The sequence below is a fragment of the Nonomuraea sp. MG754425 genome, from assembly GCF_021699195.1.
Taxonomy (GTDB): domain Bacteria; phylum Actinomycetota; class Actinomycetes; order Streptosporangiales; family Streptosporangiaceae; genus Nonomuraea.
In genome coordinates this window covers 12,925-35,002 of record NZ_SSXE01000075.1, presented here as the reverse complement: position 1 = coordinate 35,002, position 22,078 = coordinate 12,925, and the positions used below count along the sequence as shown (strand labels likewise).

Annotated in this window: 24 protein-coding genes and 1 tRNA gene; 15 read left to right on the top strand and 10 right to left on the bottom strand. The window is 70.1% G+C overall.

Features of this window, described 5'->3' with window-relative positions; genetic code table 11:
* Nucleotides 1-142: 142 nt before the first annotated feature.
* The 3 genes from FAF44_RS25320 (at nucleotide 143) to FAF44_RS54945 (ending at nucleotide 1,782) form a co-directional block, all read left to right on the top strand.
* Nucleotides 143-328 (top strand): hypothetical protein, encoded by a 186-nt coding sequence (locus FAF44_RS25320; protein ID WP_237105744.1) that lies wholly within the window; start codon nucleotides 143-145, stop codon nucleotides 326-328.
* Nucleotides 329-548: 220 nt separating this feature from the next.
* Nucleotides 549-1,247 (top strand): tyrosine-type recombinase/integrase, encoded by a 699-nt coding sequence (locus FAF44_RS56425; RefSeq protein ID WP_368857772.1) that lies wholly within the window; start codon nucleotides 549-551, stop codon nucleotides 1,245-1,247.
* A gap of 286 nt (nucleotides 1,248-1,533) precedes the next feature.
* A complete protein-coding gene (locus tag FAF44_RS54945) occupies nucleotides 1,534-1,782 on the top strand; it encodes a tyrosine-type recombinase/integrase (RefSeq protein ID WP_368857773.1) in 249 nt (82 codons plus the stop codon).
* A 59-nt stretch (nucleotides 1,783-1,841) separates the two neighbouring features.
* On the opposite strand, the gene FAF44_RS25310 is transcribed toward FAF44_RS54945, so the two are convergent.
* From FAF44_RS25310 to FAF44_RS25280, 7 genes are all read right to left on the bottom strand, one after another.
* Nucleotides 1,842-1,913, bottom strand: a tRNA-Val gene (locus FAF44_RS25310).
* Nucleotides 1,914-1,930: 17 nt separating this feature from the next.
* A complete protein-coding gene (locus FAF44_RS25305) occupies nucleotides 1,931-2,872 on the bottom strand; it encodes an ROK family protein (RefSeq protein WP_237105742.1) in 942 nt (313 codons plus the stop codon).
* A gap of 202 nt (nucleotides 2,873-3,074) precedes the next feature.
* Entirely contained in the window at nucleotides 3,075-3,392 is a 318-nt protein-coding gene (locus tag FAF44_RS25300; protein WP_237105741.1) for a hypothetical protein, read from the bottom strand.
* Nucleotides 3,393-3,424: 32 nt separating this feature from the next.
* Nucleotides 3,425-3,880 carry a peroxiredoxin gene (locus FAF44_RS25295; protein WP_237105740.1) on the bottom strand — a complete coding sequence of 152 codons (456 nt, stop codon included), beginning with the start codon at nucleotides 3,878-3,880 and terminating at the stop codon, nucleotides 3,425-3,427.
* A gap of 38 nt (nucleotides 3,881-3,918) precedes the next feature.
* The gene (locus FAF44_RS25290) at nucleotides 3,919-4,347 is read right to left on the bottom strand and encodes a DUF3052 domain-containing protein (RefSeq protein ID WP_237105739.1); all 429 of its coding nucleotides are present in this window, start codon (nucleotides 4,345-4,347) and stop codon (nucleotides 3,919-3,921) included.
* Between the two features lie 117 nt (nucleotides 4,348-4,464).
* Nucleotides 4,465-4,872: a secondary thiamine-phosphate synthase enzyme YjbQ gene (locus FAF44_RS25285; protein WP_237105738.1), complete on the bottom strand. Its 408-nt coding sequence runs from the start codon at nucleotides 4,870-4,872 to the stop codon at nucleotides 4,465-4,467.
* Between the two features lie 9 nt (nucleotides 4,873-4,881).
* Entirely contained in the window at nucleotides 4,882-5,064 is a 183-nt protein-coding gene (locus FAF44_RS25280; protein ID WP_237105737.1) for a DUF1918 domain-containing protein, read from the bottom strand.
* A gap of 781 nt (nucleotides 5,065-5,845) precedes the next feature.
* On the opposite strand from FAF44_RS25280, the gene aceE reads away from it, so the two are divergent.
* The 3 genes from aceE to FAF44_RS25265 all read left to right on the top strand — a co-directional run bounded on the left by aceE (nucleotide 5,846) and on the right by FAF44_RS25265 (nucleotide 11,020).
* Entirely contained in the window at nucleotides 5,846-8,593 is a 2,748-nt protein-coding gene (gene aceE / locus FAF44_RS25275; protein WP_368857771.1) for a pyruvate dehydrogenase (acetyl-transferring), homodimeric type, read from the top strand.
* A 167-nt stretch (nucleotides 8,594-8,760) separates the two neighbouring features.
* On the top strand, nucleotides 8,761-10,272 hold the full coding sequence (locus FAF44_RS25270; protein ID WP_237105736.1) for an alpha/beta hydrolase: 1,512 nt from the start codon (nucleotides 8,761-8,763) through the stop codon (nucleotides 10,270-10,272).
* A 10-nt stretch (nucleotides 10,273-10,282) separates the two neighbouring features.
* A complete protein-coding gene (locus tag FAF44_RS25265; protein WP_237105735.1) occupies nucleotides 10,283-11,020 on the top strand; it encodes a maleylpyruvate isomerase family mycothiol-dependent enzyme in 738 nt (245 codons plus the stop codon).
* Between the two features lie 193 nt (nucleotides 11,021-11,213).
* Here the strand turns inward: FAF44_RS25265 and FAF44_RS25260 are convergent, their stop codons facing one another.
* The 3 genes from FAF44_RS25260 to FAF44_RS25250 all read right to left on the bottom strand — a co-directional run bounded on the left by FAF44_RS25260 (nucleotide 11,214) and on the right by FAF44_RS25250 (nucleotide 13,482).
* Nucleotides 11,214-11,417, bottom strand: coding sequence for a VOC family protein (locus FAF44_RS25260; protein ID WP_237105734.1), 204 nt, complete (start codon nucleotides 11,415-11,417; stop codon nucleotides 11,214-11,216).
* Nucleotides 11,418-11,493: 76 nt separating this feature from the next.
* A complete protein-coding gene (locus FAF44_RS25255) occupies nucleotides 11,494-12,222 on the bottom strand; it encodes a YafY family protein (protein WP_237105733.1) in 729 nt (242 codons plus the stop codon).
* A gap of 225 nt (nucleotides 12,223-12,447) precedes the next feature.
* Nucleotides 12,448-13,482 (bottom strand): PHP domain-containing protein, encoded by a 1,035-nt coding sequence (locus FAF44_RS25250; RefSeq protein WP_237105732.1) that lies wholly within the window; start codon nucleotides 13,480-13,482, stop codon nucleotides 12,448-12,450.
* A 185-nt stretch (nucleotides 13,483-13,667) separates the two neighbouring features.
* On the opposite strand from FAF44_RS25250, the gene FAF44_RS25245 reads away from it, so the two are divergent.
* The 9 genes from FAF44_RS25245 to FAF44_RS25205 all read left to right on the top strand — a co-directional run bounded on the left by FAF44_RS25245 (nucleotide 13,668) and on the right by FAF44_RS25205 (nucleotide 22,021).
* The gene (locus FAF44_RS25245) at nucleotides 13,668-14,147 is read left to right on the top strand and encodes a hypothetical protein (protein WP_237105731.1); all 480 of its coding nucleotides are present in this window, start codon (nucleotides 13,668-13,670) and stop codon (nucleotides 14,145-14,147) included.
* Nucleotides 14,148-14,149: 2 nt separating this feature from the next.
* Nucleotides 14,150-15,295, top strand: a complete 1,146-nt coding sequence (locus tag FAF44_RS25240) for a glutathionylspermidine synthase family protein (protein WP_237105730.1) — start codon at nucleotides 14,150-14,152, stop codon at nucleotides 15,293-15,295.
* Nucleotides 15,296-15,325: 30 nt separating this feature from the next.
* Complete coding sequence (locus FAF44_RS25235; RefSeq protein ID WP_237105729.1) at nucleotides 15,326-15,757, top strand: DUF350 domain-containing protein; 432 nt, start codon at nucleotides 15,326-15,328, stop codon at nucleotides 15,755-15,757.
* 128 nt (nucleotides 15,758-15,885) lie between these two features.
* Nucleotides 15,886-17,010 carry a CdaR family transcriptional regulator gene (locus FAF44_RS25230; protein ID WP_237105754.1) on the top strand — a complete coding sequence of 375 codons (1,125 nt, stop codon included), beginning with the start codon at nucleotides 15,886-15,888 and terminating at the stop codon, nucleotides 17,008-17,010.
* Nucleotides 17,011-17,113: 103 nt separating this feature from the next.
* The gene (locus FAF44_RS25225) at nucleotides 17,114-18,010 is read left to right on the top strand and encodes an ACP S-malonyltransferase (protein ID WP_237105728.1); all 897 of its coding nucleotides are present in this window, start codon (nucleotides 17,114-17,116) and stop codon (nucleotides 18,008-18,010) included.
* Nucleotides 18,007-18,963, top strand: a complete 957-nt coding sequence (locus FAF44_RS25220; protein ID WP_237105727.1) for a beta-ketoacyl-ACP synthase III — start codon at nucleotides 18,007-18,009, stop codon at nucleotides 18,961-18,963. The genes FAF44_RS25225 and FAF44_RS25220 overlap by 4 nt, the downstream gene beginning before the upstream one ends.
* A 110-nt stretch (nucleotides 18,964-19,073) precedes the next feature.
* Nucleotides 19,074-19,313 (top strand): acyl carrier protein, encoded by a 240-nt coding sequence (locus FAF44_RS25215; protein WP_237105726.1) that lies wholly within the window; start codon nucleotides 19,074-19,076, stop codon nucleotides 19,311-19,313.
* Between the two features lie 50 nt (nucleotides 19,314-19,363).
* Nucleotides 19,364-20,596 carry a beta-ketoacyl-ACP synthase II gene (gene fabF, locus FAF44_RS25210; RefSeq protein WP_237105725.1) on the top strand — a complete coding sequence of 411 codons (1,233 nt, stop codon included), beginning with the start codon at nucleotides 19,364-19,366 and terminating at the stop codon, nucleotides 20,594-20,596.
* The gene (locus FAF44_RS25205) at nucleotides 20,597-22,021 is read left to right on the top strand and encodes an acyl-CoA carboxylase subunit beta (protein WP_237105724.1); all 1,425 of its coding nucleotides are present in this window, start codon (nucleotides 20,597-20,599) and stop codon (nucleotides 22,019-22,021) included.
* Nucleotides 22,022-22,078 lie beyond the last annotated feature (57 nt).

Genomic DNA, 22,078 nt, shown 5'->3' with positions numbered 1-22,078 from the left:
CCCGACCTCTCACGGCCGAGGAACGCGCCGCCGTGGCTCTGGCCGACGCCCTCACCGCTCAGGCCGCCCACCGAGTCGCGCTGCGCTACGCCCAACTGAGGAAGACTCAAACGCTCTCTACGCCGGTCGCCGGAGCGCCACCGTGCGCGTGACCTTGGAGCAGTTGATCAGAGCCTACCCGGCGTGGCGCATTCAGGACCTGGCTGGAGGATGGGTGGCCATGCGCAGGGACCTGGTTCCTCGCGCAAGCGGGCTGTCCAACGTCCGTTGCGGGGAGACGTTGACCGAACTGGCCGCGAACCTGGAGGCGGAGACCAGGCTGAAGTGACCCCCAGCACTACACCCGGAAGCCACCGCTACGAGGATGGCCTCGCCATCGCGCCGACCCACTACACCGTGGCCGACGCGGTGCGCCACTGGCTGGAGCACGGCCTCGGCCCACGGTCGGACGCCACGGTGAAGATGTACAACACCCACGCCAGCAAGCACGTGATCCCTGCTCTCGGGGCTCGCAAGCTACGCGACCTCTCCGTGGAGGACGTTGACAAGTGGCTCGCTGGCAAGACCAGCGAGTTGGGCACCCGATCGCTCAAGCTGATCCACGGCGTCCTCAACCGGTCGGTCAAGAGCGCGATGCGCCGAGACAAGGTGAAGCGGAACGTCGTCGATCTCTGCGACGTCCCGGAAGGACGCGCCGGACGTCCCTCCAAGGCCCTGACGCTGACTCAAGCTCTCGCCGTCCTGACGCAGGCGGAACAGGGCGGCGAGCGCATGCGAGCCCACATCGTCCTCTCCCTGCTGATCGGCGTTCGCGCGGAGGAGCTGAGGGCGCTCCTCTGGTCACCCAGCGCTGCGTGGCAGCCCTGCGGCTGCTCAAGGACACCCAAGACATCGCGCAGGAGAAGGCAGGAGAGCGGTGGAAGGTCACGGATCTCGTGTTCTGCACACGCACGGGCACTCCCGTCACAGCGCACAACGTACGGCGCGACTTCCGGAAGGTCGTGGAGGCGGCAGGACTCACCGGACGGGAGTGGTCGCCTCGCGAACTGCGGCACAGCTCTGTGTCCGTGCTGTCAGACTCCGGCGTCCCGATCAAGGACATCTCTTGTAGTCGTAGTACCTCGGATGCCCGCAGTAGCAGACGCTGGTCCACATGCGGTCCGGGTCACTGGACTGCTCGGGTCCGGCTCCGCATGCGGGGCAGGCAGAAGGTTCGTCGTCCGCCATGTGAGGCGACTCGTCCATGACGGCACTGTACGGCGCGGCGGTGTGCCGGTGGTCGGCGCATTCGTTGGGTACGGCGCGGCGGTCGTGCGGCGATGCCCCGCGCGACGCCTGCGCCGTGACCGGCCCCCAGGCCGCAGCGCGGCGCGGGGACGTCGGCGCGGGGCGTACGGCGGCGCGGCGCGCCGCCGCTTGATCAGTTCACCACCCCGGAAGCCGACGCGCTGATCTTCACCGGCTCACGAGGCGGAACCTTTTCGGTGCAGCAACTTCCGCCGCGCGGCCAAGTGGGACAAGAACACCAGGAAGATCGGCTTCCCCGGCCTGCACTTCCACGATCTCCGACACACCGGTAACACGATCGCTGCCAACTCCGGCGCGAGCCTCAAAGATCTCATGCAGCGAATGGGCCACGACTCAGTCCGCGCCGCACTGATCTATCAGCACAGCACCGCAGAGGCCGACCGGAAGATCGCCGATTCCATGGATGACAAGATCAACCAAAGCGACCCGGACGATGACGATGGATCTTCCGGAGTGCCCGCTCGCCTGAGCTAATGGCACGTTAATGGCACGAAGCCCCGTTTCCATGATCGGAGACGGGGCTCTTTCGCAGGTGGGCGGTACTGGGTTCGAACCAGTGACCCCTCGCTTGTAAGGCGAGTGCTCTACCGCTGAGCTAACCGCCCCTGATCGGCACTACACCTTACGACACCGCAGGCCCCGATCGCACATCCACCGCCCACCCGGGCCCCAGCTCAGGCCGCCCCGCCGCGCGCCAGCCGAGCAGGGCCGCGCCGAGCATGCCGGCGTCCACCCCGAGGGCCGCCGGGACCAGCGGGGGCGCGTCGCGGAAGGCCAGGCGCTTGACCAGGCGGGTGCGCACCGGGTCGAACAGGGCCGGGCCGGCTTGGGCCAGGCCGCCGCCCAGGACGATGACCGAGGGGTCCAGCAGCAGCGTGTACGTGGCCAGCGCCAGCGACAGCGCCTCCACGGCCTCGTCCCAGACCTCGACGGCGATGGGGTCGTCCGAGGAGACGACCTGCTCGGCCTTGACGCCCTCCACGCCGGCCCGCTGGCTGTAGCGGCGTCCGACGGAGGCCGCCGACGCGTACGTCTCCAGGCAGCCGAACTGCCCGCAGGCGCATTCCTCGCCGTCCGGGAAGACCGGGGTGTGGCCGATCTCGCCGGCCCAGCCGGAGGAGCCGCCGTACGGTTCGCCGCGGATGACGGAGGCGCCGGCGATGCCCGTGCCGATGGGCAGGAACAGGAAGTCCGTGAGGCCGCGGCCCGCGCCGAGGATGCTCTCGGCCAGGCCGCCCGTGCGGACGTCGTGGCCCAGCAGCACCGGGATGTCGAGGGTGGTGAAGCTCGACGCGGGGACGTCACGCCAGCCGAGGTTCGCCGCGTACACGGCCGCGCTGTCCGTCACCAGGCCGGGCACGGCGAGACCGACACCGGCCGGGTTGCCGTCGCCCGAGGCGGCCAGGTGGCTGATGAAGCCGGAGATGGCGGTCACGACCGCCTCCGGCCCCTCCGCGCGGGGGGTCGGGCGCCGCTCGCTCAGCAGCACCGCGCCGGACTCGCTGACCAGGCCGCCCTTCATGGACGTGCCACCGACGTCGAGCGCGACGACGAACGAACTCATTGCGGACACGGAAGGAGACGATAGCGCAGCTCAGCAAATGTCTGGAAAGAGTGCGGCGCTCCGGCGCCCTCTTCCCGCACGTCGGCGCCCTGCGCGCTCACACGCCCCCGTGGACCTCCGTGAGTCACCTGGCCACCGGCGAGGCCCGACAAACGCCCGCAAGCTCCCTCATGGGCCCACAGAGCCGCCCGGACCCGCCGGCTCAGGTCCGTCCGAGCACCCGGTTGAGCGCCGCCTCCACCTCGGCCGACAGCCCCGGCGGAGGCGTGACGGGCGCCGGGTCGAGCGTCTCCGACGAGCGGGCCAGCCACACCGCCCCGCAGGCCCGGCACTCCACCTCGCCCAGCCGGCAGATCAGCGTCGTGGACCCGCACGTGGAGCAGGTGTCGAGGTCGAGGTCGTGCAGCCGTTGACAGTCCGGGCAGATCAGCACCTGGGCCTCGTTGCGTACGCCGCGCCGCCACGGGCTGGCGCCACGCACCGGGTCCGTCTGCCTGGCCCCGCACCGGTAGCAGGGCATCCTTCCCTCCGAAAATCACGAAGTCCGCGAAGTCACGAAATATCGGCAAGTGCCTTGACGTAGTCGGCGACGTCACGTGCGGAGGAGATCGGATTGACCACCGACCACCGGATCACGCCCTCGCCGTCGATGATGAAGGTCCCCCGCCGGGCAGTCCCCTTCGTCTCATCGAACACACCGTACGCCCGCGCGACCTGTCCGTGTGGCCAGAAGTCAGAGAGCATCGAGAACGGATAACCCTCACGATCCGCCCACGCACGCTGCGTGAAGACGGAGTCGACGGACACGGTCAGCAGCCGCGCGCCCTCGATCGGACGATCGCGCAGGGCGGACAGCTCGCCATGACAGATCCCGCTGAAGGCCAGCGGGTAGAAGACCAGCACGACCTTCTCGCCCCGGAACTGAGCCAGGCTCACCGGGGTGCCGTGCTGGTCCTGCAGCTCGAAATCCGGAGCCGGGGCGCCGACCTCGGCAGGATGTGCGTTCACAGTCGTCATCCTGCCGTACGGCAGGCGCCGCGGGCTCCCTACCTCTTGCCCTTCGGCGGGACGAGCCTGGTCCCGGACCAGTCGGGTGCGGCCGAGATGCTGCTCGTCTGCGAGAGACCCGCTGTGGCGGCGTCCTCCCCGATGTCGCTGGGCTCCACATGGCCCCCGCGCCCCGCTTTGGGAGTCAGCAGCCAGATCTGGCCGCCATCGGCGAGTGCTCGCATGGCGCTGGTCAGGGCGTCGAAGAGATCCCCGTCGCCGTCGCGCCACCACAGCAGCACGACGTCCACGACGTCGTAGCTGTCCTCGTCCAGCAGTTCGTTACCGGTCAGGCTTTCGATGGACTCACGAAGCTCTTCGTCGCTGTCCTCGTCCCAACCGATCTCCTGCACCACCTGACCCGGCTTGAGGCCGAGCCGTTCGGCCAGGCCGCGCTCGCCCTGCGCCTGACCCGCGGTCGCGCTCACGTTTATCCCTCCTGCTTGAGTGGCCCCGCTTATGCGGTTTATCGCTTCGGCACAGTCCACACGCTGTGACCCTCAGTCGTCAACGGTCGCCACGGGTACGGCCGTAGTCGGCCAGAATCAATCAGACAAAAACGACAGGCGAACCTGGCGTTGCGGGTTGTCGACGTTGAGGTCGATCAGCGCCACGGACTGCCATGTGCCCAGCGCCATTCGCCCATCCAGCACGGGGATGGTCGCGTACGGCGGGATCAGCGCGGGCATCACGTGTGATCTCCCGTGCCCCCTGGACCCATGGGCATGACGCCACCGGTCGTCGGCGGGCAGCACGTCACGCAGCGCCGCCAGCAGGTCGTCGTCGCTGCCGGAGCCCAACTCCAGCAGGGCGATGCCCGCCGTCGCATGCGGCACGAACACGTGCAGCAGCCCGTCGTCGCCCTGGGCCCGTACGAAATCGGCGCACGCGGCCGTGATGTCGTGCACCGTCTCCCGTGAACCCGTGGCCACAGAGATGATTTCAGATCTCACATGGAAATCCTACTTAGGCACGATGACGGTATCGGGCCCCGGAAACACCAGCCCCGTGTGCCCGTCGTCGAACCGCACCACGTACGGCGGGCCGCCGTTCGTGCCCTGCACCTCCGTGATTACGCCGCTCCGGTCCCTTTCGCCAACGGTATTCCCGTGCATCAGGAGCCGGTCGCCAACCGTCGCATTCATACCTCCCACATTGGTACGCGGATAGCCGGACGAAAAGAGCGATTCAGAAGTTTTGCCCCGACCTGAGGGGGCCGCCGAAAGATGACCAGATCGTTACCCGACACGGGCGCGGAGCGGGCGAGGCGATGGGGTTTTCGCCCCAGCTGTCCGAGGCTGTCCCGGAACGGCTGCGGAGCGTCCGGACAGATCCCGGACCGGTCCCGGATCGGTGATGGCACGATCCCGCGAGGATCCCGGGACGATCGCACCACACCTGTTCCACCCGCTCACAGTCGGCGGAGACACGCCCGGGCGCGGGAACGACCAGCGTGATGGCCGGCGCGGAGAGACAGTGAGGATGGAACGTGTCACACACCACGCCGATCCCCACCGGCACGGGGCGAACGGACCCCGCACGCGGGCCGTCGCACGAGGCCGTCGGCCACCGTCCGACCTGCCGCTCCAGGGGCACACAGCCTGGTCTCCAGGTGAGGCGGCTAGACTCGCCCGCCGCGAGTGAGAAGCGTCCTCACGGGGAGGCTACGAGCTACAGAGGAGGCATCACGGGCGTGTCAGGGATTCGAGCGAAATTTCGTCCGTTTTCCTGTCTTGTTAAATTGCTCCCGGGATGTAACCTTTGGTGGCGATTCGTCCTACCATCGGTGGTCTAGGCCATCGTAGATGGCCCTGCCAGCAGGGACACTCTGGTTACCAGCCAGTAGAGATGCGTTTTCTACGGCTAGCGACCAGGATGGAAGGCGACCCAGACCAGACATCAGTCCATCTCGGAAGGCGAGACCCAGTGGCTTCCGGACGCCAGCGATTCTCGATCATCAGCGACGGCCTACCCAGCCAACTGCCTGATGTCGACCCCAGTGAGACCAACGAGTGGCTCGAGTCTCTCGACAACGTCGTCAAGACCGAAGGCCGCACCAGAGCCCGCTACCTCATGCTCCGCATGCTCGAGCGGGCCCGCGAGCACCAGGTGGGCGTGCCGGGCCTGCGCAGCACCGACTACATCAACACGATCCCGCCGGAGCGCGAGCCCTGGTTCCCGGGCGACGAGCACGTCGAGCGGCGCATCCGCGCCTACATCCGCTGGAACGCGGCCGTCATGGTGTCCAGGGCCAACGCCCGCACCAACGTGGGCGGCCACATCGCCACCTACGCCTCGGCCGCCTCGCTCTACGAGGTGGGCTTCAACCACTTCTTCCGCGGCAAGGACCACGGCGAGTCGGGCGACCAGGTCTTCTTCCAGGGGCACGCGGCGCCGGGCATCTACGCCCGCGCATTCCTCGAGGGCCGCCTCAACGAGGCGCAGCTCGACGCCTTCCGTCAGGAGCTGTCGCACGGCTTCCACGGCCTGCCCTCCTACCCCCACCCTCGGCTCATGCCCGACTTCTGGGAGTTCCCGACGGTCTCCATGGGTCTGGGGCCGATCGGCGCGATCTACCAGGCGCGGTTCAACCGCTACCTGCTCAATCGCGAGATCAAGGACACCAGCCGCAGCCACGTATGGGCGTTCCTGGGCGACGGCGAGATGGACGAGCCCGAGTCGCTCGGCGCGATCGGCCTGGCCGCGCGTGAGGAGCTCGACAACCTCACGTTCGTGATCAACTGCAACCTGCAGCGGCTGGACGGCCCGGTGCGCGGCAACGGGAAGATCATCCAGGAGCTGGAGTCGTACTTCCGCGGCGCCGGCTGGAACGTGATCAAGGTCGTGTGGGGCCGCGACTGGGACCCGCTGCTGGCGGCCGACGTCGACGGCGTGCTGGTCAACCAGATGAACACCACGCCCGACGGCCAGTTCCAGACCTACTCGGTCGAGTCGGGCTCCTACATCCGCGAGCACTTCTTCGCCTCCGACCCGCGCCTGCGCAAGATGGTCGAGCACCTGACCGACGACGACATCCGCAAGCTGTCGCGCGGCGGCCACGACTACCGCAAGGTCTACGCGGCGTTCAAGGCGGCCCGCGAGCACGTCGGCCAGCCGACCGTGATCCTCGCCCAGACCATCAAGGGCTGGACGCTCGGCAAGGACTTCGAGGCGCGCAACGCCACCCACCAGATGAAGAAGCTCACCAAGGCCGAGCTGAAGGAGTTCCGGGACCGGCTCTACCTGCCGATCCCCGACTCGGCCCTGGAAGGCGACCTGCCGCCCTACTTCCACCCGGGCGAGAACGACCCCGAGATCCAGTACATGAAGGAGCGCCGCGCCGCGCTCGGCGGCGTGCTGCCCAAGCGGGTCATCCGCGCCAAGCCGGTCAAGCTGCCCGGCGACGAGGTCTACGGCACCTTCCAGAAGGGCTCGGGCAAGCAGCAGGTGGCCACCACCATGGCCTTCGTCCGGCTGCTGAAGGACCTCATGCGCGACAAGGAGATCGGCCACCGGTTCGTGCCGATCATCCCCGACGAGGCCCGCACGTTCGGCCTCGACGCCATGTTCCCGACGGCCAAGATCTACTCGCCGCACGGCCAGACGTACGAGGCCGTCGACCGCGAGCTGCTGCTGTCGTACAAGGAGGCCACGCAGGGCCAGATCCTGCACGAGGGCATCAGCGAGTCGGGCTCGATGGCCTCGACGATCGCGGCCGGCACCGCGTACGCCACGCACGGCGAGCACATGATCCCGATCTACATCTTCTACTCGATGTTCGGCTGGCAGCGCACCGGCGACCAGATGTGGCAGATGGGCGACCAGATGGGCCGCGGCTTCCTGCTGGGCGCCACCGCGGGCCGCACCACGCTCAACGGCGAGGGCCTGCAGCACGAGGACGGTCACTCCCCGCTCATCGCCTCCACGAACCCGGCCTCCGTCGCCTACGACCCGTCCTGGGCGTTCGAGGTGGCGCACATCGTCAAGGACGGCCTGCGCCGGATGTACGGCGACCAGCCGGAGGACGTCTTCTACTACCTGACCGTCTACAACGAGCCCTACCTGCAGCCGGCCCAGCCGGCCGACCTCGACGTGCAGGGCCTGCTCAAGGGCCTGTACAAGTTCGCCGACGGCCCGCAGACGCCGGGCCCGAAGGCCAACGTCCTGGTCTCCGGCGTGGCGGGTCCGTGGGCGATGGAGGCGCAGCGGCTGCTGGCCGAGGACTGGGGCGTGTCGGCCACCGTGTGGTCGGCCACGTCGTGGTCGGAGCTGCGCCGCGACGCGCTGGCGTGCGACGAGCACAACCTGCTCAACCCTGAGGCGGACAAGCGCGTCCCCTACGTCACCCGGGTCCTCTCGCAGGCCCAGGGCCCGTTCGTGGGCGTCAGCGACTACATGAAGGCCGTCCAGGACCAGATCGCGCAGTGGGTGCCGGGTGACTGGTCCTCGCTGGGCACCGACGGGTTCGGCCTGTCCGACACCCGCTCGGCGCTGCGCCGCCACTTCCACGTGGACGCCGCCTCGATCACGCTGGCCGTGCTGACCAGCCTGGTCAACCGGGGCGAGCTCGACGGCGAGGTGCTGCGCGAGGCCATCGCCCGCTACCACCTCAAGAACGGCGTCACCGAGGCCGGCGGCGCGGAGAGCAACGACACCCAGTCCATGGGAGTCTGAGTCATCCAGCCTGGGCGCTCCCGCGAATGTCCTTCGCGGGAGCGCCGTCATGTCCGGGTGAGGCGGCACGTTCAGGAGGGGTACGTGCCGCCTCACCCGGGTTAGGTGCACGGTCACGTATTGTGGGCACTACTTCCCCCCTGAGAGATGTTGAGGGGAAATTTGTCATGCGTCGCGTTACAGCCGCCGCTCTGCTCCTGACGGCCGCCGCCGGTTGCTCCACCGCGCCCGCGGAACCGGCCGCCGGGCCCACCCCGGACCCCACCGTCGCCTCCGACCAGGTCAACTGGGGTCCGTGCACCGACATCAAGCGTCCTGACGGGGAGCCGCCGGCCCGCCAGGACGCCTCCGTACGTTGCGGCACGATCTCGGTGCCCCTCGACTACGCCAAACCCGACGGCGAGAAGCTGAACCTGGCGCTGATCAAGGTGCCGGCCACGGGCAAGGAGCAACGGCTCGGCTCCATGCTGTTCAACTTCGGCGGCCCCGGCGCGTCCGGCGTGGACACCCTCGACCAGGCCGCCAAGGCGCTCACCACGCTGCGCGCCCGCTACGACCTGATCAGCTTCGACCCGCGCGGCGTCGAGCGCAGCTCGGGCGTGCGCTGCGGCGACGGCGCCGAGATGGACCGCTTCACCGCCCTCGACACGCTGCCGCCGAACGACCAGACCGACAAGGCGATCGAGGCGGCCAACAAGCGCTTCGCCTCGCTCTGCGAGCAGGACTCCGGCAAGGTCCTGCCCTATGTCGGCACCGTGAACGCCGCCCGCGACATGGACCGCATCCGCGCCGCCGTCGGCGACGCCAAGCTCAACTACGTCGGCATGTCGTACGGCACGCAACTCGGCGGCGTCTACGCCACCCTGTTCCCCAAGAAGGTGGGCCGCATGGTGCTCGACGCGCCGCTCGACCCGACGGTCACCTTCGAGCAGCGCACGATCGCGCAGACGCGCGGTTTCCAGCAGGCGTACGAGAGTTTCCTGCGCGCCTGCGTCAAGGAGACCTGCGACCTGGGCAAGGACGTGCCCACCGCCAACACCAACGTCGAGAACCTGATGAACCAGCTCGCCGCCAATCCGCTGCAGGTCAAGGGCCGCGAGCTGACCCAGGGCCTGGCCTCCACCGGCGTGGCCGCCGCGCTCTACTCGGAGCTGACCTGGCCGTTCCTGGAGGAGGCGCTGTCGGGGGCGCTGAAGGGCAACGGGGAGGCGCTGCTGTACCTGGCCGACTCCTACACCGGCCGCAGCACGGACGGCACCTACTCCACGCAGATGACCAGCTTCCCGGCCATCACCTGCGTGGACACCGCCGAGCGGCCCGACGAGGCGACGCTGCGGCGCACCGAGCAGGCCGCGCTGAAGATCTCGCCGATGTTCGGCAGCGAGGGCTCGGGCGGGCTGTGCCGCGTGTGGCCGGCCAAGGGCAGCGACGAGGCCCGGCACGTGAACGCCACCGGCTCCGCGCCGATCGTGGTGGTGGGCGGCAAGGGCGACCCGGCCACGCCGTACGAGTGGGCGCCCAAGCTGACGGCCCAGCTCAAGACCGCGACGCTGGTCACGTACGAGGGCGAGGGCCATGGGGCGTACCTGTCGGGCAGCAAGTGCATCCAGGGGCTCGTGGACTCGTACCTGATCGACGGGAAGGTGCCGGCGAAGGGCGCGAGCTGCCCGGCGGCCTAAGCTGGGCCGGGTGACGGACTACCACTCCCAGATCAGGACGGAGGCCGCCCGGCTGGCGGCCCTGGCCGGCGATCTGTCCGTCCCGGTGCCCACGTGCCCGGGATGGACGATCGCCGAACTCATCACGCACGTCGGCCAGACCCATCGCTGGGCGGCGCACGTGCTGCGCGACCGGGTCCAGGAGCGCATCTGGTCGCGGCAGGTGCCCAGCGGGCTGGCCGAGGGGCGCAGCGGCGACGCCGCCTGGCTGACGGCGGGCGCGGAGGAGCTGCTGAAGGTGCTGCGTGACACCGACCCGGCCACGCGGGTGTGGACGTGGGGGCCGGACGGGCGGGCGTCCTGGTGGCCGCGCCGGATGCTCTTCGAGCTGGTCGTGCACCGGGCCGACGCCGAGCTCGCGCTCGGCGCCGACCCGGAGATCCCGGCGGGGACCGCGGTCGACGGGGTCGAGGAGTTCCTCCACAACCTGCCGTCCGCCACGTGGGTCACCAGATCCCTGGCCGAACTCGGCGTGGAGGGGGCCACGATCCACCTGCACGCGAGCGACGCCGACGGTGAGTGGACCATCACGCAGGGCCCCGCCGGGAAGATCGAGTGGGCGCGCGGCCACGCCAAGGGCGACGCCGCCGTCCAGGGGCCGGTCAGCGACCTGCTGCTCCTGCTGTACGGCCGCCGCTCCCCCGACGCGCTCACCGTATACGGCGACCGCGCGCTGCTGGAGCGCTGGCTGCCGGCCGCCGCCTTCTAGGACCCCGGCCCAGGACCCCGGCCCAGGACCCCGGCGACGTGGCAAGGGCCCTGGACGCGCCGCCGTTCGGCGATCGGCGGCGTGTCCAGGGCGACGGGGTGAACCGCTCGGGGCCCGGCGGGCCCTCGGACGCGGCTGCGCTCCCGGCCGGAGGTGTGTGCGGGGAAGGCGCTGCCCCCGGCCGGCGAGCGGGTCAGCCCCTGCTGTGGAAGATCCCGAAGACGCTGTCGGACGGGTCGCGCAGGTAGGCGAAGTCGACGCCCGGACGGTTGATCACCCGGTAGCCCGCCTGCCCGTCCGCGGCGGCGAACGTCCGGCCGAACAGCCCGCCGTAGAAGCGCTCGGCGCCCTCGGGATCGGCTGTCGCGACCTCGAACCAGGCCACCGTGTTGTCCATCGTCATCTCCTCGTTTCTCGAACAAGACAACGATCTAACCTTTTGGCGACAACCCTATGTCGGTGTTTTCGAATGATTAATCGAGCATCGTGCCGTGCACGACCATCTCGGGCACGTCGGTGGTGAAGCCTTCGAGCGGCCGGTCGGGGGAGCGCTCGGCGGTGACGGTGGCGGCGGCGATCCGGTCGAGGCGGAAGACCCGCACGTCGTCGCGCAGCCGGCACCACGCCACGAGGTACCAGAACCCGCCCCGCCCGCCGAGGAACACCCCGGGCTCCACGTCACGCGAGGTCAGGGCGCCCTTGGCGTCGGCGTACTCGAGCCTGAGCACCCGCCGCCGCAGCAGCGCCTCCTCGATGGCCCGCGAGATGCCCTCGGCCCCGAGCGGCTGGATCTCGGTGTCGTCGCCCGGCGGCTGGTGGACGAGTTGCACCCGCCGCGCCAGCTCGCGGGCCAGCTCGCCCTCCTGCCCCGGCATGGCGGCCACGACCTTGCGTAACGCGCTGCGCGCCTGCCGCCCGAACGGCTGGTCGCCGGCCTGGCTGAGCGCCACCGCGATGGCCACGGCCTCGGCGGGGGTGAAGTTGAGCGGCGGCAGCGACATCTTCTTGTCGATGGCGTAACCGCCCTTGCGGCCCGGCTCGGCGTAGATGGGCACGCCCGACTCCTGCAACGCCGCGATGTCGCGCTCGATCGTGCGCACGCTCACCTCGAACCGTCTGGCGAGCTCGCGGGCGGAGCGGTGGCGGGGCGCGATGGCGCGCAGGTCTTCGACGAGCGCGTAGAGCCGGTCGGTACGGTTCACATCCGAGACGCTACGCGCCGCCACCGACAATCAAGGGGCGCTCGGCGGCCCCTGGCACACTCCCGTGGCCCGTGGGCAAGGGGGATCTCACGTCCGGGCCATCGTCACGGCGCCCTCCGGCGAAACCCTGGGCCGGGCCCACCATTCCGGACATTTCCCACCTTCGCAACGACCCGCCGTTTTCACCCCACCCGAACGCCTTCGACCCCGCCGGCCCCGCCCGGTTCACCCCTCGCCGTGCTCGCGGGTCCAGGCGAGCAGCCGCTCCAGCGGCCAGGTGTTCACGATCCGCCCGGCCTCGATGCCGCAGCGGGCGGCCCGCTCGCACCCGTACCGCTGCCAGTCGAGCTGTCCCGGCGCGTGCGCGTCGGAGTCGATCGAGAACACGCACCCCATCTCGTACGCCAGCCGCATCAGCCGCTTCGGCGGGTCCAGCCGGTCGGGCCGGGAGTTGATCTCGACGGCCACCCCGAACCTCCGGCACGCCTCGAAGACCAGGTCCGCCTCGAACTCCGACTCCGGCCGTTTGGCCCCGCGTGCGCCTCCGGCCCGTACCACCCGCCCGGTGCAGTGCCCCAGCACGTCCACGAGGGGGTCGGCGATGGCGGTGACCATGCGGCGGGTCATCTCCGCAGCACCCATCCGGAGTTTGGAGTGCGCGCTGGCCACCACCACGTCGAGCCGCTCCAGCAGTTCGGGCTCCTGGTCGAGGGAGCCGTCGGGGTTGATGTCCACCTCGATCCCGGTCAGGATCCGGAACGGCGCCAGCCGCTCGTTCAGCCCGGCCACCACGTCGAGCTGGCGCTCCAGCCGCTCGGCCGACAGGCCCTTGGCCACGCTCAGCCGCGGCGAGTGGTCGGTCAGCGCCCAGTACTCGTGCCCGAGCCCCCGGGCCGCCTCGGCCATCTCCTCGATCGGCGAGCCCCCGTCGGACCAGTCGGAGTGGCTGTGCAGGTCGCCCTTGAGCGCGGCCCGCAACGCCGCGGTCTCCGCGTCGAGCTCGACTCCCTCGGTGGCGCGCATCCGTCGCAAATAGGTTGGAACCTGACCAGCAAGGCTTTCGTTGATCACAAGGGCGGTGACCTTCCCGATGCCGGGCAGGTCGCCGAGCCCGCCGCCGTGAGCCAGGCGGGCGAGTTCGTCGGGGGACAGCTCGTCCACGACCGCGGCGGCGCGGCGGAAGGCACGCACGCGGTACGTCGGCTCGCCCGCGCGCTCGAGGAGGAAGGCGATCTCGCGCAGGGCCTCGACCGGATTCATGCGTCCATTCATACCCAAGCAAACGGCAATCGCCGGGCATTACACATTGAACGGGGACAAGGGCCGCCGCTAGGCTGATCGGCCCAGGAAAGCAGGAGTTGATGGCAATACCGCCGCAGAGGCCCGAAGAGCCGCGCAAATCCTCGACGGTCGTCACGTTAGTCGTTCTCGGGGTACTTTCCGTCATGGTCGTCGGCTACTGCGCCGCCGTGTCGGACGACGACGACGAGGTCACCGCCGACTGCGTCCTGCTGGTGGATGACGACGACCCGTACGGCAACTTCTCGACGCCGCCGGACCCCACTGCCACGCCGCTCACGGACGACACGATCCCGCCATTCACCGACGACACCACCTCGCCGACGCCGAGCGCCTCCGCCTCCTCCGCGCCGTACGGCTCCTACCAGGTCGTCGACGACTACAACTGCGACGACAGCTACAACAGCAGCAGCTCCGGCAACAGCAGCTCCTCCAACCACTACTACAGCAGCTACAACAGCGGCCACTCCCGCGGGGCGTACTCGTGGTACTACGGCGGCACCAGGAACGGCGACCGCGTCTACAACGGCACCACCCTGCGCCCGTCCGACGTGAACATCTCCAGCCGGGCCGGCAAGGAGATCCAGCGCGGCGGGTTCGGCAACCGCTTCAGCAGCGGGAGCTGACCTTGCGCCGTGAACACCACCCGGCCAGGGACGACTGGGACAAGACGATCGAGAGCCAGGGCCTGGCCTACCACCGCGCCGCCCACCCCGAGGGACTGAGCAGGCCCTACTGGGACGAGTCCGTCCACTACGTGTTCTCGATGGAGGAGGTCGAGTCGCTGGAGGCCCAGGTCGAGGAGCTCCACGAGATGTGCCTGAGCGCCGTCGAGCACGTGATCTCCACCGGCCGCTTCGCCGACTTCGCCGTGCCCGAATGGGCCTGGGAGGACGTGGCCCGCTCCTGGGAGCGCCGCGACCCCCACGTCTACGCCCGCTTCGACCTGCGCTACGACGGCACCGGCCCGGCCAGGCTGCTGGAGTACAACGCCGACACGCCCACCTCGCTGGTGGAGTCGTCGGTCATCCAGTGGTTCTGGCTGCAGGACGTCTTCCCCGGCGACGACCAGTGGAACTCCGTGCACGAGCGGCTGGTCGAGCGCTGGCGCGAGCTGAGCCTGCCCCCCGGCCGCACCCACTTCGCCTTCACCAGCATGGACGAGACGGGCGAGGAGGCGATGACGGTCGCCTACCTCCAGGAGACCGCCGAGCAGGCCGGCCTGCCGACCATGGCCATCGCCATGGAGGACATCGGCTGGGACGCGCTCAACCGCCGCTTCGCCGGCCTCGACGGCGAGATGATCCGCTCGATCTTCAAGCTGTACCCGTGGGAGTGGATGCTCGCCGACGAGTTCGGCCGCCACGCGGTCCGCCACGGCACCTGGATCGAGCCTCTGTGGAAGACGCTGCTGTCCAACAAGGCGCTGCTGGCGCTGCTGTGGGAGCTCAACCCCGGCCACCCCAACCTGCTGCCGGCCTACCTCGACGGCCCGCGCGAGCTGACCTCCTACATCGCCAAGCCGCTGCTCGGCAGGGAGGGGGCCTCCATGCGCATCGTCACGCCGGACGGCACCCGGGAGACGTCCGGCTCGTACGGCGAGGAGGGCTACGTCTTCCAGGGCTTCGAGGCCCTGCCCGCGTTCGAGGGACAGCGGCCCGTGCTCGGCGCCTGGGTGGTCGCCGACGAGGCCGCCGGGCTGGGTCTCAGGGAGACCACCGGCCTGATCACCGACGACACCTCCTCCTTCGTCCCGCACCGCATCGCCGACTGACGTAACCCGTTCCCGTGATTGGAAACTGACGTGACCCTTCTCGAAACCCTCGCGCGCGGCGCGGGCGCCATCTCCGCCTACGCCGCGGTCGGCGTGATCCTGATGATCGTCGGCTTCTACGTGATCGACTGGGCCACTCCCGGCAAGTTGAGCGAGATCATCCGCACCGAGCGCAACCCGAACGCCACCCTGCTGGCCACCTCCGCCCTGGCCGCCGTCGGCCTCATCGTGGCCGCCTCCATCTGGGCCTCGGGCGGGCGGCTGGCCGAAGGGCTGGCGGGCACCGCGGTGTTCGGGCTGGTCGGCATCGTGGTGCAGACCGTGGCGATGCTGCTGTTCGACCGGGTCGTGGGGATCTCCGTACGCGACCTGGTCAAGGAACCGGAGCTGCAGCCCGGCGCGCGGCTGCTCTCGGTCACCCACCTGGCGATCGGCGTCATCACCGCCGTGGCGGTGATATAAGCCGGGCCACCAGCGGGAACACCGGCACTGACGCGAACCGCCGTTCCGGTCATCCACCTGGACCTGGCACTCTAGGAGGCGTGACAGACCGGACCCGGGAGGACACCACACGCAGGCTCGAGCGGGCCATGGGCTCGCTCGGCACCGCGGCCATGGCCCGCATGGACGAGCAACTGCCGTGGTTCCGCGCGCTCAGCGCCGAGGACCGGTCGTGGGTGGGCCTCGTCGCCCAGGCCGGCATCGCCGCGTTCGTCGAGTGGTTCCAGTACGCGGGCGAAGACCGGCCCACGCCCAGCATCGAGTTCTTCGGCACCGCGCCGCGCGAGCTCAAGCGCTCCATCTCGCTGCAGCAGACCGTCGACGTCGTCCGCGTCGTGGTCGAGGTGGTCGAGGCCCAGAGCCACGAGCTGGCCGCGCCCGGCGGCGAGGACCAGCTCCAGCAGGCCATGCTGCGCTACACGCGCGACGTGGCCTTCGCCGCCGCCCATGTCTACGCCCGCGAGGCCGAGGCCAGGGGCTCATGGGACGCCCGCCTCGAAGCCCTGATCGTGGACGCCCTCGTCCGGGGCGAGGTGGACGACGGCCTGCACTCCTGGGCCGCCGCGCTCGGCTGGACCTCCTCCCCCGTGGTCGTCATCGCCGGCCACGCCCCCGAGGGCGACCCGCGGGCGGTCATCGACGGGTTGCGCGAGAAGGGCCGCCGCATCGGCATGGACCTGCTGGCGGGGGTGCAGGCCGACCGGCTGATCGTGATCGTCGGCGGCGCGGGCAGCGTCAACGAAGCCGCCAAGCAGGTCGTGGCCCGTTTCGGCGTGGGCCCCATCGTCATCGGGCCCGAGGTGCCCGACCTGCACGCCGCCGCCAGGTCCGCCAGGGCGGCGCTGGCCGGGCTGAAGGCGTCGTGCGGCTGGCCCGACGCGCCCCGGCCGGTGCACGCCGAGGACCTGCTGGCCGAGCGGGCGCTCGACGGCGACTCCGACGCCAGGGAGCAGCTCATCGAGAACGTCTACCTGCCGCTCGCGGGCACTCCGCTGCTCGACACCCTCGCGACCTACCTGGAGCAGGGGACCTCACTGGAGGCGACGGCACGGCTACTTTTCGTGCACCCCAACACCGTGCGCTACCGCCTCAAGAAGATCACGGAGCTGACCGGCTACCAGCCCACGGAGGGCAGGTCCGCCTTCACGCTCCAGGTGGGCCTGATCCTCGGCAGGTTGTCGGAAAGCGCCGTAACGTGGCGGGCTCTAACGTAATCGCACCGAAATCCCCACTGTAGGGTTCCTACAAATCACCCAGGACAAAGTTCGTACGGATCTCCAGCCGCGTGTCGGAGTTCTACAGGGCAAGGTGGATTTTGTGCTTGTACTCGTCGCTCCGGGCCAAGGTGCCCAAACGCCAGGCTTCCTGACCCCATGGCTTGAGCTGCCCGGCCTCGCCGACCGGCTCGGCGCCTGGTCGGAGGTGGCGGAGATCGACCTGATCGCCTACGGCACCACGGCCGGCGCCGACGAGATCCGCGACACCGCCGTCGCGCAACCCCTGCTCGTCGCCGCCGCGCTGGCCGCCGCGGAAGCCCTCGGCGTGACACCGGAACTGCTGGCCGGGCACAGCGTCGGCGAGTTCGCCGCCGCCGCGCTCGCCGGGGTGCTCACCCCCGAGCAGGCCCTCCACCTCGTCCGCGAGCGCGCCCAGGCCATGGCCAAGGCCGCCGCCGTCACCAAGACCGGCATGACCGCCGTGCTCGGCGGTGTCGAGGAAGAGGTGCTGGCCGGCATCGAGAAGCACGAACTGACCCCTGCCAACATCAACGGCGCCGGCCAGATCGTGGCCGGCGGCACGCTGGAGCAGTTGGCCGCCTTCAAGGAAGACGCGCCGGCCCGTGCCCGCCTCATCCCGCTCTCGGTCGCGGGGGCCTTCCACACCCGTCACATGGCCCCGGCCGTCGAGAGCCTGCGCGAAGCCGCCGGAAACGTCGTCCCTTCGGACCCCAGGGTCACCCTGCTGTCCAACTCCGACGGCCAGGCGGTCGCCACCGGCGCCGAGTTCCTCCAGAGACTGGTCAACCAGGTCAGCAACCCCGTCAGGTGGGATGCCTGCATGGAGACCATGGCCGGCCTCGGCGTCACCAAGATGATCGAACTGCTGCCCGGTGGCACGCTGACCGGCCTGGCCAAGCGCGGCCTGCGGGGCGTGCAGACCGTGGCGCTCAAGACACCCGACGATCTCGAAGCGGCCAGGGAGCTGATCAAGTGAGGATCCCCGACATCGCCGGCGGCGGCCGGGTGCTGGCCTTCGGCCACTACCAGCCGCCGAACGTCGTCACCAATGACGACCTGGCCAAGACCATGGACACCAACGACGAGTGGATCCAGTCCCGCGTCGGCATCAAGGAGCGCAGGGTCGCCCCGGCCGAGGAGTCGGTCGAGGACATGGCCACCATCGCCGGGGGCAAGGCGCTGGCCGCCAGCGGCCTGTCCCCCGACGAGGTCGACCTGGTCATCGTGGCCACCTGCACCCTGGAGAGCCAGATCCCCAACGCCTCCGCGGTCGTGGCGCACCGCCTCGGCATCCAGTCGCCCGGCGCGTTCGACGTCAATGCCGCCTGCGCGGGGTTCTGCTACGCGCTCGGCACCGCCAGCGCCGCCGTACGCGCCGGATCGGCCAGGAACGTGCTGGTCATCGGCTCGGAGAAGCTGTCGCAGTGGCTCGACTGGACCGACCGGTCCACCGCGGTGATCTTCGCCGACGGCGCGGGCGCGGCCGTGGTCGGCCCGTCCGAGACGCCCGGCATCGGTCCCGTGGTGTGGGGCAGCGCGGGCGACAAGTCCGAGGCCATCGCCATCAAGGACCGCCACGACTACCTGCGCCAGGAGGGCCAGACGGTCTTCCGGTGGGCCACCACCGCCCTGGCCCCGGTCGCGCTCGAAGCCTGCGCCCGCGCCGGCGTCGACCCGTCGGAGCTGGCCGCGTTCGTGCCGCACCAGGCCAACCTGCGCATCATCGAGGCCATCGCGCGCAAGATCGGTGCCGACAACGCCGTCATCGCCCGCGACATCGTCACCGCCGGCAACACCTCGGCCGCCTCCATCCCGCTGGCGCTCTCGCGCATGCTGGAGCGCGGCGAGGTCGGCTCCGGCGGGCTGGCGCTGGTGCTCGGCTTCGGCGCCGGCCTGACGTACGCGGGCCAAGTGATCGAGATTCCCTGACCATCCAGACCGCTGCCCGCGGCGGCGCCCCGTACGGGGAGTCGCCGCAGGCATCAGCTTGTGCGGCACCGTTCGCACAGAACCCAGAAAATCAAAGGAGAACCAGCGACATGGCTGCCACCGAGCAGGACATCCTCGACGGCCTCGGCAAGATCATCAACGAGATCACCGGTATTCCGGCCTCCGAGGTCACCGCCGAGAAGAGCTTCGTCGACGACCTCGACATCGACTCCCTGTCCATGGTCGAGATCGCCGTGGCCGCCCAGGACGAGTTCGGCGTCGAGATCCCCGACGACCAGCTCAAGAACCTGAAGACGGTCAAGGACGTCCTCACCTTCATCCAGGGCTAGTCCCGTCGACGGAGAATCCTGACCCCGCTGATCAGTAAGGAGCGCGAATAGTGAGTGCGAACCGGGTACGTGTCGTCGTCACCGGGCTTGGCGCGACGACGCCCGTCGGTGGAGACGTCACCTCGACCTGGACGGCGCTCCTCGCCGGTCAGTCGGGTGTCGAGAGTCTCAACACGGACTGGATCGACTCCGTCCCCGTGAGGTTCGCGGGGACGGCCGCGGTAGACCCCACCGAGGTGCTGCCGCGGCCCGAGTCCCGCCGCCTCGACCGCAGTGAGCAGTTCGCCCTGGTCGCCGCCAGGGAGGCCTGGCAGGACGCGGGCGCTCCCGAGATGGCGCCCGAGCGGCTCGGCGTGGTGGTCTCCAGCGGCATCGGCGGCATCACGACCACGCTCAGCGCGTACGACACGTGGAAGGAGCGCGGCTGGAACCGGCTGTCGCCCTTCACCGTGCCCATGCTCATGCCCAACGGGCCCGCCGCCTGGATCGGCCTCGATCTGAAGGCGCAGGCGGGCGTGCACGCCACGGTGTCGGCGTGCGCGTCCGGCGCCGAGGCCATCGGCCACGCGATGGACATGATCAGGGTCGGCCGCGCCGACGTGGTGGTCGCCGGCGGCACCGAGGCCGCCATCCACGGCCTCAACATCGCCGCCTTCGCCGCCGCGCGGGCCATGTCCCAGCGCAACGACGACCCGCAGGCCGCCTCCCGCCCGTGGGACCGCGACCGCGACGGGTTCGTGCTCGGCGAGGGCGCCGGCATCATCGTGCTGGAGTCCGAGGAGCACGCCAAGGCGCGCGGCGCGCGGATCTACGCCTACTGCGCGGGCGTCGGCTACTCCGCCGACGCGCACCACATCACCCAGCCCGAGCCCGAGGGCCGGGGCATCATCATGGCGATGACGCAGGCGCTCAACGACGCCGACGTCAGCGGGCTCGACATCAAGCACGTCAACGCGCACGCCACCTCCACCCCCGCGGGCGACGTCGGCGAGGTGCAGGCCGTGGCCAAGGCCATCGGCAGCCACCCGCTGGTGACGTCGACCAAGTCCATGACCGGGCACCTGCTCGGCGGCGCCGGCGGCATCGAGTCCGTCTTCACGATCAAGGCGCTGCAGGACCGGATCGTCCCTCGCACCATCAACCTCGACAACCTCGACGACGGCATCGACGTGGATATCGTCCACGGGGCGAACCGCGAGCTGCCGGAAGGCGACATCGCCGCGGTCAACAACTCGTTCGGGTTCGGCGGTCACAACGTGACCGTCGTGTTTAAGGGGGCTTAAATGACCGTGCTCGACAACCGGGTGGTGAGCGAGGGTTCCGATCAGGAGCCCGCGGATCCCCGCGACCCCATCGTCCGCCTGACGGCGCTGCTCGACGAGGGCTCGCTGCGGCTGATCACGCCGCAGGACAAGAGCGGCGTGCTGGCCGCCATGGGTCGCGTCGAGGGTGTGCCCGTCGCCGCCTTCTGCAGCGACGCCCGCTTCCAGGGCGGCGCCATGGGCAGCGAGGGTTGCGAGCACATCGTGCACGCCTACGACGTGGCCGTCCGTGAGCGGGTGCCGATCATCGGGATCTGGCACTCCGGTGGTGCGCGACTCGCCGAAGGCGTCGAGTCGCTGCACGCCGTCGGCCGGGTCTTCGCCGCGATGACCAAGGCGTCCGGTGTCGTGCCGCAGATCTCCGTCGTGGTCGGCCCGGCCGCCGGCGGAGCCGCCTACGGTCCCGCGCTCACCGACCTCGTCATCCTGGCCGACTCCGGCCGCATCTTCGTCACCGGCCCCGACGTCGTGCGCAGCGTCACCGGCGAGAACGTCGACAGCGCGGCCCTGGGCGGCCCCGAGCCGCACAGCAAGCGCAGCGGCGTCGTGCACGTCGTGACCAAGTCCGAGACCGACGCGTACGTCAAGGCGCGCCAGCTCGCCACGCTCCTCGGCCACCAGGGCCGGGTGCGCACGAGCGCGGTCGGCGAGGTGGACTTCTCCACCCTGCTGCCCGACTCCGCCCGCCGGGCGTACGACGTCAAGCCGCTGGTCAACGGCCTGCTCGACGAGCCCGGCATCGAGCTGCACCCCAAGTGGGCGCCCAACGTCGTCACGTCGCTGGGCCGCCTCGGCGGCCGGACGGTCGGTGTGATCGCCAACAACCCGATGCGGCTCGGCGGCTGCCTCGACGCCACGTCCGCCGAGAAAGCCGCCCGCTTCGTACGTATGTGTGACGCCTTCGGCGTGCCGCTGGTTGTCCTCGTGGACGTTCCCGGTTACCTGCCGGGCGTCGGGCAGGAGCACGACGGCGTGGTCCGGCGCGGCGCCAAGCTGCTGCACGCCTTCGCCGAGGCGTCGGTGCCGCGGGTCACGCTGGTCACGCGCAAGGCGTACGGCGGGGCGTACATCGCGATGAACTCCCGCGCGCTCGGCGCGACCAAGGTCTTCGCCTGGCCGACCACCGAGATTGCGGTCATGGGCCCGGTCGCCGCGGTGCGCATCCTCAAGCGGCGCGAACTGGCCGCGGCCCCCGAGGAGGAGCGGGCCGAGCTGGAGCAGCGCCTGGCCGAGGAGCACGAGAAGCTCGCCGGCGGGCTCACCAGGGCACAGGAGCTGGGGGTCATCGACGAGGTGATCAAGCCCGAGGAGACCCGCGGCGCCATCGCCAAGGTCCTCGCCCAGGCCACCCCGGCCAGGGGCGCCCACGGCAACATCCCGCTGTAACGATCTCTCACCGCAGGGCCCGCGCCTCCCCGAGGCCGGGCCCTGCGGCGTTCCCGC